Source organism: Exiguobacterium sp. s6 (genome assembly GCF_018618155.1).
Lineage (GTDB): Bacteria > Bacillota > Bacilli > Exiguobacteriales > Exiguobacteriaceae > Exiguobacterium > Exiguobacterium mexicanum_A.
Genome location: NZ_JACSLN010000001.1, coordinates 263,587 through 279,006 on the forward strand (window position 1 = coordinate 263,587; position 15,420 = coordinate 279,006).

A 15,420-nucleotide genomic window follows, 5' to 3' on the forward strand; every position below is an offset into this window, starting at 1 on the left:
GATCAGCGGGCCGTTCCTCTTGATTGGTCAGGATGGCATCGCTTCGACGAGCAGGTCCGCCAAGTGGACGGCGCGCATCGATTCAGTCCCATGCTCTTGAATCCCGAGTTGCATCTGCATGTGGCAACCCGGATTTGACGTCACGATCGTTTGTGCTGCCGTGGCGTTCACGTGCCCCATCTTCATCTCGAGGATGTCGTTGGCGATATGGGGCTGCAGAATGTTGTAGACACCGGCCGAGCCGCAGCAGTGGTCGGCGTGCTTCTGCTCGATATAGACGGCCCCTTCGATCGCCTGGAGCAGTACCCGTGGGGCGAGTGCCCCTTTTTGCACGTTGCGAAGGTGACACGAGTCTTGGTACGTGATGAGTTGCGCCGGCATCGTGAGCGGCACTCGCTCGAGGAAGCCGACCTCGAGTAAGATCGAGGCGAAGTCTTTGATCTTGGCCGTGAATCGTTCGGCGCGTTCGGCCCATTCCGGGTCATGCTTCAACAGATGATCATAGCCGACGAGGAACGCCCCGCAACCACCGGCGTTCGTGATGATGTAGTCGACGTCCTCGGCCTCGAACGCCGTGATGTTCTGTTTGGCGAGCGTGACGGCGCCCGCCTGTTCACCGGCATGTCCGTGAAGTGCCCCGCAGCACTGCTGCGCTTTCGGGATGACGATATCACAACCTGCCGCCTGGAGCAGTTTGATCGTGTTCGCGTTCGTCTCATAAAACATCGTATCCATCAAGCAACCGCTGAAGAAGGCGACCCGGGCCGTCGTCGCACCCGTCGCTCGAATCCGCTCGGGACGACGTCTACGCTCCGTCTTCGCCGGGACCGTCGGTAAGATCGTCTCCATCTTTTGGAGTTGGTCTGGGAACCAGTCGAGGATGCGGAGTTTATGGGTGAGCGTCTGGACGCCGGACTGTTGATAAAAGCGAAGGAAGCCCGTCGCCGTCTCCATCTTCGCTTTATTCAAGAACAGCCCGTCAAAGACGACTTTCCGGACGATCCGCTCGCGGACGGGCATCTGTCCCGTCGCACGTTTATGTTCGGTGATGGCGGCGCGTGCGTCTTCGAGCAGAACGCTATAGCGCACCCCAGCCGGGCATGCCGGCTCACAGGCGAGGCAACCGAGGCATTCATTGAGCGTCTTCTCGACGCCCTCATCCGGTTCAATCAACCCGTCGACGACTCCTTTCATGATGGCGATGCGGCCGCGCGGGGAGGCGGACTCGTCTTTCGAGCGGATATACGTCGGGCACGTCGGCAGGCAAAAGCCGCAACGCATGCAGCCGAGCATCTCTTCATAGTCGAGTTGTTCGGTCATGCGGGTGGCAAGTTCGGTTCTTTGCTTCATGACAGCCCTCCTTGGACGATGCGTTTCTTCGCCGCTTTGGCGAACATCTTCTGCGGGTTCATGATACCGTGCGGGTCGAAGGCGAGCTTGATGCCTTTCATGACGTCTATCCCGGCCGGTCCGAGCTTCCATTCGAGATATGGGGCTTTCATCGCCCCGACCCCATGCTCGCCGGTGATTGTCCCGCCGAGATCGAGCGCGGCGGCGAAAATATCGGCGAACGCGGCCTCGACGCGCTCCATCTCTTCGTGGTTCCGGGCATCGGTCGCGACCGTCGGATGCAGGTTGCCGTCCCCGGCGTGGCCGAACGTGGCGATTTGAATGTCGTACGCCCGCCCGATCGCTTCGATGCGCCGGACCATCTCGGCGATCTCGCTCCGTGGCACGGTCGCATCCTCTAAAATCGTCGTCGGGCTAAGGCGGGCCAGGGCGGATAAGGCGATGCGCCGCGCATAGCGCAACGTCTCGGCGTGCGCTTCGTCCCGGGCCACTTCGACCGACAAGGCACCTTCCTCGAGACAAACGGCGTGCATCGCTTCGATATCGCGCCGGACGAAGTCACGCGGTCCGTCCTGTTCTAATAGAAGGAGAGCACCGACGTCGGTCGGCAGTCCGATGTTCGCATACGCCTCGACGACCTCGATCGTCTTCTTGTCCATGAACTCGAGCGTCGCCGGGATGACGCGATTCTCGATGATGCGGCTCACCGTCCGGGCCGCGCTGTCCAAGTCCTCGAAATAGGCGAGCATCGTCTGTTTCGTCTCGGGGAGCGGGATGAGCTTGAGCGTCGCTTGCGTGATGACGGCGAGCGTCCCTTCCGAGCCGACGAGGAGACGCGTCAAATCATACCCGGCCACGTCTTTGGCGAGCTTGCCGCCCGTATGGAGCACGTCGCCGTTCGGTAGGACCGCCTCGAGCGCGAGCACGTAATCGGCCGTGACCCCGTATTTCAGCCCGCGCAAGCCGCCCGAGTTCTCGCTAATGTTGCCGCCGATCGTCGAGATTTTCATCGAACTCGGGTCCGGCGGATAAAACAGGCCTCTCGCCTCGACGGCTTGTGCCAAATGGGCGGTGATACAGCCCGGTTCGACCGTCACCGTCAAATTCTTCTCGTCGATCTCGACAATCTTGTCCATATGACGGAAGTCCATGACGACACCACCGGAAAGCGGCGTCGTGCCGCCGGCAAGGTTCGTCGCCGACCCACGTGGGACGACCGGGATGCGATGTGTATGGCACAGCCGTAGTACGGCCTGTACATGTTCGGTCGAGCGGGGAGCGACAATCGCGTCCGGCATCGCTTGATAGTTCGGTGTCGCGTCAAACGAATAGGCGAGTCGGGTCGTCGAGTCCGTGAAGACGATGTCGGCACCGATTTCCTCGCGTAGTTGGGTCATCCAATCCATTCTAGTTCCTCCTCACACGCATCAACATGCATTCGATGCGGGCGTCGGTTTCGAAAGTCACAAAATCGACACATTTTTAGATAGCGCTTACATCGTAATCGTAGCCATTCGAACTGGTATTGTCCACCCATTTCGGGTTGATAGAAAGGGCTTTCCAGGCGATTGACCGCTCGGAAAAGGCGGTGTGATATTCATCACTACAAATTCGTCAGAACCCCTCGACATGACAAAAAGATAATCGGTATACTGATACAGGACGATGTAAACGATTTCAAAATCGGGTCAACGTTTGTTTCAAAACCTTTTGTGAACGTAAGCCGTTTTGCATTGTAATTTCCAAAACGTGAAGGTATAACTGAACTATTCTTCATCTGGTTCGTAATGTGAAATGTTATAAAGTCAACATTTTTATTTCACCGTTTCTTCATACTTTCTTAAAATTTGATGATTTTAATTTAGTTTGTGAACTGCGTAAAAGCCTTGATACGACTTGATTTAAAGCGCTTTTATAATTGTGAAATCAATTGACTTCTTATGCCATTTCCAGTACTCTGAACTTGTGTGACTTTTGATGGTCACGCGAGTGTGAATCCGATGGAGAAGATGCATGGCTCGGCAGCTCGAAAGGGGGATGGGGATGACGAAAAAAGACAATCGTTACCTATCTTATGCCTCGCTCGCCTCTCAAATCTCGACCGCGCTCGCTGGACCGATCGTCATCGGTTATCTCGTTGGCCAATACGGGGCGAGACGTGAAATTTGGGGCACGTTTGGTTGGAATGTGTCAGTGCTTCTCGGAATGGCTTTCGGGATCACGGCGCTAGTTCTCACCCTTCGAAGTTTACTGACAGGAGAGGACGAATGAACTTACAACAAGTGCAAGCAGACAGAAAAGCACAACAGCAGTTGATGAAACGCTATACGAAGTGGTTTATCGGATGGTTCGCCATTCTCCTCATCGGAGCGCTCATCGTCCCTATGTACAAACCGGTATTTCTCGGCTTGTTCTTAGGCGGGGTCGCCAGTCTCATCATTCTACATATGCAGAATCGAAGCGTCATTCGGATGTTTGACGTAATCGAACATGGACGACGCCCGAAGTCGCACGGGACTGTTTCAAGGATGGCAGTCGGTGCACTAGCCGTGATAGTCGGTCTCTTTTATGAGGATCGAGTATCGCTGATTGCGGTGGTAACTGGTCTAATCGCCGGCCACATCATACAATTTGGCGAGTTCACACTTGCCCAGCTCAGCAGGAAAAGAGGTGAATACTAATGGGTCATGAGTTTCCCACATATTCTCTACAACTCGGAGATTATACGTTATATGGGAGCTGGACGAACGTCATTACGGTGCTGATCGCATCACTACTCGTATTTACGTTTGCCGTTTGGGGAACGCGACGCTTGGCTATGAAGCCGACTGGTAAGCAGAACTTAATGGAATTCTTCGCAGAATTCACACGCGGGATTATCTCGAGTGCGATGGACTGGAAGACAGGTGGCCGTTTTATCGGGTTTGGAATGACGTTGATTTTGTTCATTCTCTTCTCAAACTTAATGGGTCTACCGTTTAACGTCATTTCTGGTCACTATCTATGGTTCAACTCACCGACGGCCGATCCTTACGTCACGTTGGCATTGTCGACACTCGTCGTTGCAATGTCGCACTATTACGGCGTGAAGCTACACGGTTTGAAGCACTACTCGGCGGAATTCGTGAAGCCGGTCTGGTTCTTATTGCCGATCAAGCTCATCGAGGAGTTCGCGAACACCTTGACGCTCGGTCTGCGTCTTTACGGTAACATCTTTGCCGGTGAAATCATGATTACCATCATCTTGGGACTCGCAATTACCGCAGAAGGGGCACTTAACCCGCTCGGTGCTGTGTTCGCAATTCTCCCAATGATTTTATGGCAAGGTTTCTCAATCTTTATCGGGGTTATCCAATCCTACATTTTCCTGACGCTTGCAATGGTGTATATCGGGCATAAAGCTTCTGCCGAGCATTAATTCGGGCAGGTCTCGCCAAAGCGTTGAACAAAAAAACTATTTACTTAACTTTTAGGAGGAATATACACAATGGAACAAATGAATCTTCTCGCAACAGCACTTGTTATCGGTCTTGGAGCACTCGCGGCTGGTATCGGTAACGGTCTCATCGTATACGGAACAGTACAAGGACAAGCACGTCAGCCAGAACTCAAAAACGAACTTCGTCAAACAATGTTCATCGGTATCGGTTTGGTTGAAGCCCTCCCGATCATCGGTGTGGCTGTCGGTTTCCTTCTCCTCAACTCTTGATTACGAGTTAACGAGAACAACGTAAGAGGGAGCGTGTCTCCCTCACTTATTTAGTCAAGAGGAGGGTATGCATGGATACGATGATGATTGCAGCTGGTGCTGGCGGCGAAGGCCTCCGCATCCTGGATATGATCTTTACACTTTTCACATTCCTCGTACTCTTGGCCCTGTTGAAGAAATTTGCTTGGGGACCACTCCTTGGAATGATGAGACAGCGTGAAGAGTATGTAGCGAACGAAATTGAGCTCGCTGAAAAGAGCCGCAAAGATGCGGAAACATATGTAGTCGAACAACGTGACGCGTTAAGCGCCGCACGTACAGAATCGAAAGAAATGCTTGATTCAAGCCGTCGTCAAGCAGAAGCGGAACAAGCACGCTTGGTGGAGCAGGCGCGTTTGGAAGCCGAACAAATCAAGATCGAGGCGGGTAAAGCGATCGAACGTGAGCGTGAGCTCGCGAAGCAATCGCTCCAGACCGAAGTCGTCACACAGGCGCTCTCGGCCGCACGCCACGTCCTTCAGTCAGACCTTAAAGGCGACGAAGTGAAACAACGTGCCCTCGTTACAGACTTCCTGTCTAAAGCGAAAGGTGCTAACTGATGAACACATCGTTAGCAAAACGCTATGCCAAAGCGCTCTTCGACTTAGCGCGGGAACAAGGCACGCTCGACCAAGTCGAAGCGGAAGTGCGTCTGCTCGATGAAGTGCTCCACGCGACTCCTGAACTCACGGATCTCTTAACGAATCCGGCGATCAGTGACAGCGAGCTTGCACAGCTTTTAACACATAGCTTTGGTGACATGACAGATATCGTGCTCAACACACTTCTCGTCATGGTCGAAAACGACCGTGCGAGCGAGGTTCGCGGCTTGTCGCGCTACGTCCTTGATTACATCAACGACTACCGTGGCATCGCCGAAGGGTTCGTCACGAGTGCTTACCCGTTGTCGGCAACAGAGTTGAAAGAAGTCGAACTCGTCTTCGGTCAGAAGATGAACAAGACGCTTCAATTGAAGAACGTCGTCGATGAAGACGTCATCGGTGGACTTCGTGTCCAGATCGGCTACACGACGTATGATGACACAATCGAAAACAAACTAACACGCCTCGAGCGTGAATTGTTGAATGCGTAAGAAATAGGGGTGAATTCAATGACGATCAAAGCTGAAGAAATCAGCGCCCTGCTAAAAGAGCGGATCGCTTCGTACGGTTCTGAAATCGAAGTCAGTGAGACAGGTACAGTCATTCAAGTAGGTGACGGTATCGCTCGTGCATACGGACTCGATAACGTTATGGCGGGGGAACTCGTAGAGTTCTCTAACGGCGTAATGGGCTTGGCGCAAAACTTAGAAGAAGGTAACGTCGGGATTATCATCCTTGGCGACTACAAAGGCATCAAAGAAGGCGACTCGGTAAAACGTACGGGCCGCATCATGGAAGTTCCAGTCGGTGAAGCGCTCCTCGGACGCGTCGTCAACCCGCTCGGACAACCAATCGACGGTCTCGGACCGATCGTGACGGACACATACAACCCGATCGAGCGTAAAGCTTACGGCGTTATGGCCCGTAAGTCAGTTCACGAACCGCTCCAAACTGGGATTAAGGCGATTGACGCCCTCGTACCAATCGGTCGCGGTCAGCGTGAGCTCATCATCGGTGACCGTCAAACTGGTAAGACTTCGATCGCAATCGACGCGATCATCAACCAAAAAGAAGAAAACATGGTCTGTATCTACGTCGCAATCGGTCAGAAAGAATCGACTGTCCGTGGCGTAGTTGAGACGCTCCGTCAAAACGGCGCCCTCGATTACACGATCGTTGTTTCGGCATCGGCTTCACAGCCAGCCCCACTTCTTTACCTCGCACCATTCGCTGGGGTATCGATGGGTGAGTACTTCATGGACCGCGGACAACACGTCCTCGTCGTGTATGATGACCTCTCGAAACAAGCGGCAGCTTATCGTGAGCTCTCGCTTCTTCTCCGTCGTCCTCCAGGCCGCGAAGCCTACCCAGGGGATGTCTTCTACCTCCACTCACGCCTTCTTGAGCGTGCGGCGAAGTTGAACGACGAACTCGGCGGCGGTTCATTGACAGCACTTCCGTTCATCGAGACACAAGCGTCGGATATCTCGGCTTACATCCCAACGAACGTAATCTCGATCACAGACGGTCAAATCTTCCTTCAGTCGGACCTCTTCTTCTCAGGGGTACGTCCAGCGATCAACGCCGGTCTCTCGGTATCGCGTGTTGGTGGTTCGGCTCAAGTGAAAGCGATGAAGAAAGTTGCGGGTACGCTCCGTCTTGACCTCGCGTCATACCGTGAGCTCGAAGCGTTCGCCCAGTTCGGGTCGGACCTCGACAAAGCGACACAAGCGAAGCTCAACCGTGGACAACGGACTGTTGAAGTCTTGAAACAAGACTTGAACGCACCGCTTTCGGTCGACAAGCAAGTCATCATCATCTACGCTCTCACGAAAGGTCATCTCGATGACGTCCCAGTCGAAGACATCCGTCGTTTCGAAAAAGAAATGAACGCATGGCTCGACCAAAACCGTGCGGACCTCTGCCGTGAAATCCGTCAAACAGGAAACCTTCCTGCTGACGAGGCGATGGTCGATGCACTTACGGAATTCAAAAAGACGTTCTCGCCATCGGTTTAATCCGGTGACGAGCGTCTATTAAGGTGGTGAATCGAAATGGCATCATTACGTGAGATCCAGATGCGGATCACCTCGACCCAAAGCACAAAGCAAATCACGAAAGCGATGAACATGGTGTCGGCCTCGAAATTGAACCGCGCTCAAGGGAGCAACGCCAACTTCAAGCCGTACATGACCAAGTTGCAGGAAGTCATCTCGTCGATTGCCGGCGGTACTTCAGGCGCAACACACCCGATGCTTCAAGTCCGTCCCGTTAAACGGACCGGCTATATCGTCATCACGTCAGACCGCGGACTTGCTGGTGGATACAACGCCAGCGTCCTTCGTGACGTGTATCGCGAGTTGAAAGCCAAACACGGTTCAACAGACGAATACCGTCTGTACGTGATCGGGAAGGTCGGCGTTCAGTTCTTCAAGGCCCGTAACATTCCGGTGTACAGTGCCATGACAGGACTCAACGACCAGCCATCATTCGTTGAAGTCGCAGAGATCGTCAAACAGACGGTCGGCGCGTTCAGTGAAGGCGAGATCGATGAATTGAAGCTTTGCTACAACTCATTCATCTCTGTCATCAGCCAAGAAGTGAAGATTGATCGATTGCTTCCGCTTGGGAATATCGAACAGACCGCATCTAATGTGATGTATGAATACGAACCAGAAGAAGAAACGATCTTAGCAGCGCTCCTCCCGCGTTACGCGGAAGGACTCATCTATGGCGCGCTCCTCGATGCGAAAGTATCGGAGCACGCGGCTCGGATGACGGCGATGTCGAACGCGACGGACAACGCGGATGAACTCATCCGTGGACTCAAGCTCAAGTTCAACCGCGCGCGTCAAGCGGCGATCACACAAGAAATCACAGAGATTGTCGGAGGTGCGGCTGCGCTTGAATAAGCGCACGCCCTCTAGATTGTAGGAGGCTAACACGATGAACGAATACGGCATGAAAGGCCGCGTAGTCGCAGTCATGGGCCCAGTTATCGACGTTAAGTTCGACAACCACTTACCGAACATCTACAACGCCCTCAAAGTCACGCATGTGGCTGAATCGGCGCAAGATGTCAGTGTCGACTTGACGCTCGAGGTGGCGATTCACCTTGGGGATGACACGGTCCGTACGATTGCGATGGACTCAACGGACGGCGTTCGCCGCGGCATGGAAGTACTTGACTTAGGTTCACCGATTTCAGTACCGGTCGGAGAAGAGACGCTCGGTCGTGTCTTCAACGTACTCGGTAACCCGATTGACGATAAAGAAGTATCACCGACTGTCCGTCGGTCACCGATCCACCGTCTCGCACCGACGTTCGATGAATTGTCGACAAAAGTTGAGATCTTGGAAACAGGGATCAAAGTCGTCGACCTTCTCGCACCTTACATCAAAGGTGGTAAAATCGGCCTCTTCGGTGGTGCCGGTGTAGGTAAAACCGTTCTCATCCAGGAACTTATCAACAACATCGCGCAAGAGCACAGCGGGATTTCTGTATTCGCAGGAGTCGGCGAGCGTACGCGTGAAGGAAATGACTTGTTCCACGAGATGACGGACTCAGGCGTTATCAAGCAAACGGCGATGGTCTTCGGTCAGATGAACGAGCCGCCGGGCGCGCGTCTTCGCGTAGCCTTGACGGGTCTTACAATGGCAGAATACTTCCGCGATGAGCAAGGACAAGACGTTCTTCTCTTCGTCGATAACATCTTCCGTTTCACACAGGCAGGTTCGGAAGTTTCGGCCCTTCTCGGTCGGATGCCATCTGCCGTAGGTTACCAACCGACACTCGCGACGGAAATGGGTATGCTTCAAGAGCGGATCACGTCAACAGCTAAAGGATCGGTTACATCGATTCAAGCCGTATACGTACCAGCCGATGACTATACTGACCCGGCTCCAGCGACAACGTTCGCTCACCTTGATGCAACGACTAACTTGGAGCGTCGTCTTTCGGAGATGGGGATCTACCCAGCCGTTGACCCGCTCGCATCGACTTCACGTGCCCTCTCGCCTGACATCGTCGGACCAGAGCACTACGAAGTAGCCCGTAACGTCCAGCAGACGCTTCAACGTTACAAAGAGCTTCAAGATATCATCGCAATCCTCGGTATGGACGAGTTGTCTGAAGACGATAAGCTCACGGTTCACCGTGCACGTCGCATTCAGTTCTTCTTGTCACAAAACTTCCACGTGGCTGAGCAGTTCACAGGCCAAAAAGGTTCGTACGTACCAGTTAAAGAGACAGTCCGCGGCTTCAAAGAGATCCTCGATGGTAAACACGATGATCTTCCAGAAGATGCATTCCGTCTCGTTGGTCCAATCGAAGACGTCATCGAAAAAGCGAAGACGTTGGTCTAAGACCTACACGGAAGGGGGAAACTAGACGATGAATACTCTTCACGTCAACGTCGTCACCCCGGATGGTGCAGCCTATGAGGGCGAGGCACGGATGGTCGTCGCAAAATCGGTGACTGGTGAACTCGGTATCTTACCGAAACACATCCCGATGGTGACACCGCTCGACATCTCAGTTCTCAAACTGCGCCACGAAGATGGTGGACGCACGCTGATCGCACTCAGCGGCGGTTTCATGGAAGTTCGTCCCGACACGGTGACGATCTTAGCTGAAACAGCCGAAATGGCGGATAAAATCGACTACGACCGCGCTTCTGCGGCGAAAGTTCGTGCCGAGCGTCGTCTCCAAGACACGAAGCTCTCGGACCTCGAATTCCGTCGCGCGGAGCTCGCGCTCAAAAAAGCGATCAACCGCTTGAGCATTCGCGATATCAAAGAATAACCAACATCTCTCCTGCAGCCGCAGGGGAGATTTTTTTGTGTCTAGACCGAATGGATTACGTTCCTTCTATATATATAGGTCAAAAGCATCAGAAGTTTCACGCCCAAATAGTGGAAGGGAGGGGCGCCTTATCCGATAATATAGGTGGGAACTACGGTAAAGGAGCTAAAGGGAATGAAAGTTTATGTTGCGCGCCAACCGATCTTTGATCAGAAATTACGCGTCTGTGGCTATGAACTGTTATATCGCCGCAGCGAGAAAAATATATTTGAACACGTCGATGACGCACTCGCGACCGCCGACGTGATTCATAACGCCTATCTCGTCTTCAACTTTCGGGAGTTGACGGAAGGGACGCGGGCGTTCATCAACTTTCCGCAAAATTTGATTGAGAGCGAAGTGCCGGCTTTGTTGCCACGACAGACACTCGTCGTCGAAGTGCTCGAACACGTCGAGCCGACAGAGAAAGTGTTGGCCGCTTTGCGCTCCTTGCGCCGGAAAGGTTATACGATCGCCCTCGACGACTTCGTGTTCGAAGAGAAGTATCGACCGCTCATCGGGCTCGCCGATATCATTAAAATCGATTATCAAGCAACGCCGATCGACCAACAGAAGCGGTTGATCGATGCGCTCGGGCATCGCGTCGAATTTTTAGCGGAAAAGATTGAGACGCCGTTTGAATATGAGATCGCCAAAAAACTCGGCTATCACATGTTCCAAGGCTATTTCTTCAGCCGGCCGACGGTCGTCCACGGTGCCGAGGTTCATCCGCTCCGGCATACGCTCGTCGAAGTGTTGAAAGAGCTCGACAAGCCAGAGCCGAACTTCCGCCGCATCGCGAGCCAAATCGAACGCAGTGTGGATTTGTCGTATAAGATGTTGCGTTCGGTCAACACGGTCTATCAGAAAGGTCGTCATACGATTCAATCGATTGAGCAGGCCGTCGCACGAATCGGTCTCGATGAGATGCGACGCTGGTCGTACTTGATGCTGCTTCGGGAGCTGCAGACGTCCGAATCGAAAGAATTAATTAAACAGAGTGTGATCCGGGGCAAGATGATGGAGCTGATCGCTGCCGAGACATTGCCGCAAGTGACGGCGTTCGATGCGTTCATCACCGGGATTTTCTCGTCGCTCGATGTGATTTTGGATGAGGAGATGCAGACGCTCGTCTCGGAGTTGCCGGTCGAACCAATCGTCAAGGCAGCGCTCCTCGGAGAAGACAACGAGTTGCGGGGTTTACTCGACACGGTCCTCGCCTACGAGCAGTTGACCGTGCCTGTCGAGGAGACAGCGCCTGACTTGTCACGTTACTATGTCGAGGCGATTCGATGGAGCCAAACCTATGACGGCGAAGTGAATAATGTTTGAAATGTTGAAGGGACGTCAATTACTGTACTAAGGCCATGCGCCGATTGACGTTCCTTTTTGTATGCGGTTTATGGATAGAAAGCGAGTTGATCGGATGAACCCATTCCACCACTCACTTAAACGCTAAGTCTTTTTTTCTCTGACGTGACATGCTATGATTAAAAATGGTACGAATTTTTGAAAAGAGGGGAATCGTCGATGTTGAACACCGTGTTATCGCTCGTCATTTACGTCGTAGCGATCTACGTCGCTTGGTGGGCACTCATGCCGGTCAAATGGGACCGCTTGCTCAATCAAGTGAGGAGTCCGCAAGCAGCAGTCTTGCGTGTCCTCGTGGCCGTCGTCTTCGGTTCACTGATCGCCCAGTTCTTTTTGGAGTATATCCGATTGGCCCAGGCGCTCGCACCATTACAGTAGGCAGGGAAACGATTACTAAACTGTAATCCTGCTGTAACGTTTCTTATATGTTTATCGTGTAGGATAAATTCGTCTGACATGACGAATTTTTCATCAGAATTTCATGAGTGCTTTTATTATTATTTTTCTCTCTGATGAAGCGTCACGTGTTACAAACCATCGTAGTAATCGACATAACCACATCCGGTAGCGGATATCGACGTATAAAACAAAAAAACAACGAAGTTGGAGGACAAAGAGAGATATGAAGGATTTGATTGTAGTCCGTGGAGGACGTAAATTGTCAGGTACTGTGCGTGTTGAAGGAGCTAAAAACGCCGTACTCAAAACATTGGTTGCCACTCTTTTAGCAAGCGAAGGAAAGTCGGTACTTCAAAACGTGCCGCGCCTCGCTGATGTGTACACGATTAACAAAGTACTTCGCCACCTCGGTGCAGAGGTTGCGTTTGACGAAGCAAATAACGAAGTCACTGTCGATGCGTCGGGCACAATCAAAGACGAGGCGCCGCTTGAGTACGTCCGCAAGATGCGTGCCTCGATCCTTGTCATGGGTCCTCTCCTTGCTCGTCTTGGGCATGCGCGTGTCGCAATGCCAGGCGGTTGCTCGATCGGGTCACGTCCGATTGACCTCCACTTAAAAGGCTTCGAGGCAATGGGCGCGAAGACGGTCATCGGCAACGGTTTCGTCGAAGCTTCGGTCGACGGTCGCTTGAAAGGTGCGAAGATCTACTTGGACTTCCCATCTGTCGGCGCGACAGAGAACATCATGATGGCGGCAGTCCTTGCTGAAGGAACAACGGTCATCGAAAACGTCGCCAAAGAACCTGAAATCGTCGACCTTGCCAACTTCTTGAACGGTATGGGCGCACACGTCCGCGGTGCCGGTACAGAAACGATTCGAATCGAAGGCGTGGAGAAACTCCATGGTGCCGAGCATTCAATCATCCCTGACCGCATCGAAGCTGGTACGTTCCTCGTTGCTGGAGCGATCACAGGTGGCGACATCGAAGTCATCGGCGCTGAGCGCGAGCACCTTCGCCCACTCATCTCGAAGATGGAAGAAATGGGCGTCAAGTTCGAGGATACGTCAGAAGGCATGCGTGTCATCGCACCGGATGTGTTGAAGCCGGTCGACGTGAAGACGATGCCACACCCTGGTTTCCCGACTGACATCCAAGCACAAATGATGGCGCTCGTCTTGAAAGCTGGCGGCACATCGGTCATCACCGAAACAGTGTTCGAGAACCGCTTCATGCACGTCGAAGAATTCCGCCGCATGAACGCAGACATTAAAATCGAAGGACGTTCGGCAATCATCAAAGGCGGCGTTCGCCTCCAAGGTGCTGAAGTCGTCTCGACTGACCTTCGTGCCGGAGCAGCCCTCGTCCTCGCGGGACTTATCGCGGACGAAGAGACACGCGTTGGCGATCTCTACCACATCGACCGTGGCTACGTCGACTTCCACAAGAAATTGCAAGCGCTTGGTGCTGATATCGAGCGGATTCAAGGGAACGTCGAAGTTGCCGAAGAAATGGTCAAGAACTAATTAATAGACTCATAGGAGCGAGGAGAGACTCTTCTCGCTCTTTTCAATGAAGTAACGAACGGAGGAACCTACACACCATGTTTTCAAAAGATATCGGGATTGATTTAGGAACAGCAAACGTCGTCATCCACGTCAAAGGTCGAGGCATCGTCCTCGACGAGCCATCCGTCGTTGCCATCAAGCGTTCGACAGGGAAAGTACTCGCTGTCGGAACGGAAGCGTATCAGATGGTCGGACGTACGCCAGGTGACATCGTCGCCATCCGTCCACTCCGTGATGGGGTCATCGCTGACTTCGCGACAACCGAAGAGATGCTTCGCCATTTCGTCGAGAAGATCCAAGTCCGCGGTTTCTTTGGCGGCATCCGCATGCTCATCTGTACACCGGCAAACGTGACACCGGTTGAAGCGAAAGCGATCCGTGAGGCGGCCGAGAAGGCCGGCGCGAAAGAGGTCTTCCTCGCCGTAGAACCGAAGGCAGCAGCGGTCGGTTCGGGCATGGACATCTGGAAGCCGGTCGGTCATATGATCGTCGACATCGGTGGCGGGACGACAGACGTTGCCATCCTCTCGATGGGCGATATCGTCTGCGGTGAAACGATCAAAATCGCCGGAGACCGTTTCGATACGGACATCCTCCGCGCCATCAAGGACAAGCATAAGCTCGTCATCGGTGAGCGGACGGCCGAGCAAATCAAGAAAGAGATTGCGACGGTCTTCCCAGGGGGACGTAACGAGACGATGGATATTCGCGGTCGTGACATGGTGCGTGGGCTTCCGCGTACGGTAACGATTACGTCGGAAGAACTCCGTGAAGCGATGGCCGAATCGGCGAATGAAATCGTCGAAGCGACGAAGCGCGTCCTCGAACAGACGCCTCCGGAACTTGCGGCCGATATCATCGACCGCGGCATCATCATGACAGGTGGCGGCTCGCTCCTCCACGGCATCGACCAGCTCGTGGCCGAGCGTGTCGGGTTGCCCGTCATGATCGCCGAAGAGCCGACGCTCAGCGTCGCACACGGCACGGGCATCATGCTCGAGCATTTAGATCGTTTGAAGTAATACGAGATAGAGGTACGACGTCTGCAGGCGTCGTGCCTTTTTTTGCATTCAAGACTGTCCGAATTTCCTGTAAATGGATAGACTAAAGGGGGAGGGGTGCAGATGAATCCATTGATTGAGCGATTGACGGCGAAAGGGGTCGAGGTCACAGTGGTTGAAGAACGGGGCCAAGAAGCGCGTCAGACATGGGTGGCACACTTCATACGACCAGAACAGCCGATACGGCTTTCTCCTTATTTGTGGGAGGATATCGTGGCAAGGACTGACAGCTGTCTCGTCGGAACGGCTGCTGATCACGCGTTCGAACGGGCCGGAAAGTGGAAAGCGATCCTCTTTTTTCAACACTCGAACGATGTGCTCGAGCTCGATTTGACGCAAGCAAAACCACTCACTAGGAGAGACTTGATTGTCGAGCCCATGGACTACGCGGATATCTATATCGTCGACCCGGCTTATACGTGGACGTATGTCATCCCGCACGAAGCGGACTGGGGACCGTATTTTCTCACCAATTAAGG

17 protein-coding genes are annotated in these 15,420 nt (G+C 53.2%); 15 read left to right on the top strand and 2 right to left on the bottom strand.

The features are described 5' to 3' along the window. Positions 1–27 precede the first annotated feature (27 nt). Positions 28–1,350: a (Fe-S)-binding protein gene (locus KNP75_RS01495; RefSeq protein ID WP_251128169.1), complete on the bottom strand. Its 1,323-nt coding sequence runs from the start codon at positions 1,348–1,350 to the stop codon at positions 28–30. Next, the gene (locus KNP75_RS01500) at positions 1,347–2,747 is read right to left on the bottom strand and encodes an FAD-binding oxidoreductase (RefSeq protein ID WP_251128256.1); all 1,401 of its coding nucleotides are present in this window, start codon (positions 2,745–2,747) and stop codon (positions 1,347–1,349) included. The genes KNP75_RS01495 and KNP75_RS01500 overlap by 4 nt, the downstream gene beginning before the upstream one ends. A gap of 646 nt (positions 2,748–3,393) precedes the next feature. On the opposite strand from KNP75_RS01500, the gene KNP75_RS01505 reads away from it, so the two are divergent. The 15 genes from KNP75_RS01505 to KNP75_RS01575 all read left to right on the top strand — a co-directional run bounded on the left by KNP75_RS01505 (position 3,394) and on the right by KNP75_RS01575 (position 15,418). Continuing rightward, complete coding sequence (locus KNP75_RS01505; RefSeq protein ID WP_029594686.1) at positions 3,394–3,621, top strand: hypothetical protein; 228 nt, start codon at positions 3,394–3,396, stop codon at positions 3,619–3,621. Then, positions 3,618–4,031: an ATP synthase subunit I gene (locus KNP75_RS01510; RefSeq protein WP_029594687.1), complete on the top strand. Its 414-nt coding sequence runs from the start codon at positions 3,618–3,620 to the stop codon at positions 4,029–4,031. Before KNP75_RS01505 ends, KNP75_RS01510 begins: the two co-directional genes overlap by 4 nt. Beyond that, positions 4,031–4,768, top strand: a complete 738-nt coding sequence (atpB, locus tag KNP75_RS01515) for a F0F1 ATP synthase subunit A (RefSeq protein WP_021066134.1) — start codon at positions 4,031–4,033, stop codon at positions 4,766–4,768. Before KNP75_RS01510 ends, atpB begins: the two co-directional genes overlap by 1 nt. A 78-nt stretch (positions 4,769–4,846) precedes the next feature. Next, a complete protein-coding gene (atpE, locus tag KNP75_RS01520) occupies positions 4,847–5,059 on the top strand; it encodes a F0F1 ATP synthase subunit C (RefSeq protein ID WP_024370837.1) in 213 nt (70 codons plus the stop codon). Positions 5,060–5,130: 71 nt separating this feature from the next. Then, on the top strand, positions 5,131–5,658 hold the full coding sequence (atpF, locus tag KNP75_RS01525; protein WP_021066136.1) for a F0F1 ATP synthase subunit B: 528 nt from the start codon (positions 5,131–5,133) through the stop codon (positions 5,656–5,658). Continuing rightward, positions 5,658–6,191: a F0F1 ATP synthase subunit delta gene (locus KNP75_RS01530; protein WP_021066137.1), complete on the top strand. Its 534-nt coding sequence runs from the start codon at positions 5,658–5,660 to the stop codon at positions 6,189–6,191. The genes atpF and KNP75_RS01530 overlap by 1 nt, the downstream gene beginning before the upstream one ends. Before the next feature lie 18 nt (positions 6,192–6,209). Continuing rightward, complete coding sequence (gene atpA / locus KNP75_RS01535; protein ID WP_029594689.1) at positions 6,210–7,718, top strand: F0F1 ATP synthase subunit alpha; 1,509 nt, start codon at positions 6,210–6,212, stop codon at positions 7,716–7,718. 36 nt (positions 7,719–7,754) lie between these two features. Beyond that, positions 7,755–8,612 (top strand): ATP synthase F1 subunit gamma, encoded by an 858-nt coding sequence (gene atpG / locus KNP75_RS01540; protein WP_021066139.1) that lies wholly within the window; start codon positions 7,755–7,757, stop codon positions 8,610–8,612. Between the two features lie 34 nt (positions 8,613–8,646). Then, complete coding sequence (gene atpD, locus KNP75_RS01545; protein ID WP_021066140.1) at positions 8,647–10,065, top strand: F0F1 ATP synthase subunit beta; 1,419 nt, start codon at positions 8,647–8,649, stop codon at positions 10,063–10,065. Positions 10,066–10,093: 28 nt separating this feature from the next. After that, complete coding sequence (locus KNP75_RS01550) at positions 10,094–10,504, top strand: F0F1 ATP synthase subunit epsilon (protein ID WP_021066141.1); 411 nt, start codon at positions 10,094–10,096, stop codon at positions 10,502–10,504. Positions 10,505–10,678: 174 nt separating this feature from the next. Then, a complete protein-coding gene (locus KNP75_RS01555) occupies positions 10,679–11,875 on the top strand; it encodes an EAL and HDOD domain-containing protein (protein WP_214792219.1) in 1,197 nt (398 codons plus the stop codon). 198 nt (positions 11,876–12,073) lie between these two features. Beyond that, on the top strand, positions 12,074–12,292 hold the full coding sequence (locus tag KNP75_RS01560; RefSeq protein ID WP_021066143.1) for a DUF1146 family protein: 219 nt from the start codon (positions 12,074–12,076) through the stop codon (positions 12,290–12,292). 244 nt (positions 12,293–12,536) lie between these two features. Beyond that, complete coding sequence (gene murA / locus KNP75_RS01565) at positions 12,537–13,838, top strand: UDP-N-acetylglucosamine 1-carboxyvinyltransferase (RefSeq protein WP_029594691.1); 1,302 nt, start codon at positions 12,537–12,539, stop codon at positions 13,836–13,838. A gap of 77 nt (positions 13,839–13,915) precedes the next feature. Further along, a complete protein-coding gene (gene mreB / locus KNP75_RS01570; protein WP_021066145.1) occupies positions 13,916–14,902 on the top strand; it encodes a rod shape-determining protein in 987 nt (328 codons plus the stop codon). A 102-nt stretch (positions 14,903–15,004) separates the two neighbouring features. Beyond that, positions 15,005–15,418 (top strand): DUF4275 family protein, encoded by a 414-nt coding sequence (locus tag KNP75_RS01575; RefSeq protein WP_215189464.1) that lies wholly within the window; start codon positions 15,005–15,007, stop codon positions 15,416–15,418. Positions 15,419–15,420: the final 2 nt, after the last annotated feature.

Coding starts and splice junctions, on each gene's coding strand:
- KNP75_RS01505 (WP_029594686.1), top strand. CDS start 3,394: ATGACGAAAAAAGACAATCGTTACCTATCTTATGCCTCGCTCGCCTCT.
- KNP75_RS01495 (WP_251128169.1), bottom strand. CDS start 1,350: ATGAAGCAAAGAACCGAACTTGCCACCCGCATGACCGAACAACTCGAC.
- atpG (WP_021066139.1), top strand. CDS start 7,755: ATGGCATCATTACGTGAGATCCAGATGCGGATCACCTCGACCCAAAGC.
- KNP75_RS01560 (WP_021066143.1), top strand. CDS start 12,074: ATGTTGAACACCGTGTTATCGCTCGTCATTTACGTCGTAGCGATCTAC.
- KNP75_RS01575 (WP_215189464.1), top strand. CDS start 15,005: ATGAATCCATTGATTGAGCGATTGACGGCGAAAGGGGTCGAGGTCACA.
- atpF (WP_021066136.1), top strand. CDS start 5,131: ATGGATACGATGATGATTGCAGCTGGTGCTGGCGGCGAAGGCCTCCGC.
- atpD (WP_021066140.1), top strand. CDS start 8,647: ATGAACGAATACGGCATGAAAGGCCGCGTAGTCGCAGTCATGGGCCCA.
- KNP75_RS01530 (WP_021066137.1), top strand. CDS start 5,658: ATGAACACATCGTTAGCAAAACGCTATGCCAAAGCGCTCTTCGACTTA.
- mreB (WP_021066145.1), top strand. CDS start 13,916: ATGTTTTCAAAAGATATCGGGATTGATTTAGGAACAGCAAACGTCGTC.
- KNP75_RS01500 (WP_251128256.1), bottom strand. CDS start 2,747: ATGACCCAACTACGCGAGGAAATCGGTGCCGACATCGTCTTCACGGAC.
- atpE (WP_024370837.1), top strand. CDS start 4,847: ATGAATCTTCTCGCAACAGCACTTGTTATCGGTCTTGGAGCACTCGCG.
- atpB (WP_021066134.1), top strand. CDS start 4,031: ATGGGTCATGAGTTTCCCACATATTCTCTACAACTCGGAGATTATACG.
- atpA (WP_029594689.1), top strand. CDS start 6,210: ATGACGATCAAAGCTGAAGAAATCAGCGCCCTGCTAAAAGAGCGGATC.
- murA (WP_029594691.1), top strand. CDS start 12,537: ATGAAGGATTTGATTGTAGTCCGTGGAGGACGTAAATTGTCAGGTACT.
- KNP75_RS01510 (WP_029594687.1), top strand. CDS start 3,618: ATGAACTTACAACAAGTGCAAGCAGACAGAAAAGCACAACAGCAGTTG.
- KNP75_RS01550 (WP_021066141.1), top strand. CDS start 10,094: ATGAATACTCTTCACGTCAACGTCGTCACCCCGGATGGTGCAGCCTAT.
- KNP75_RS01555 (WP_214792219.1), top strand. CDS start 10,679: ATGAAAGTTTATGTTGCGCGCCAACCGATCTTTGATCAGAAATTACGC.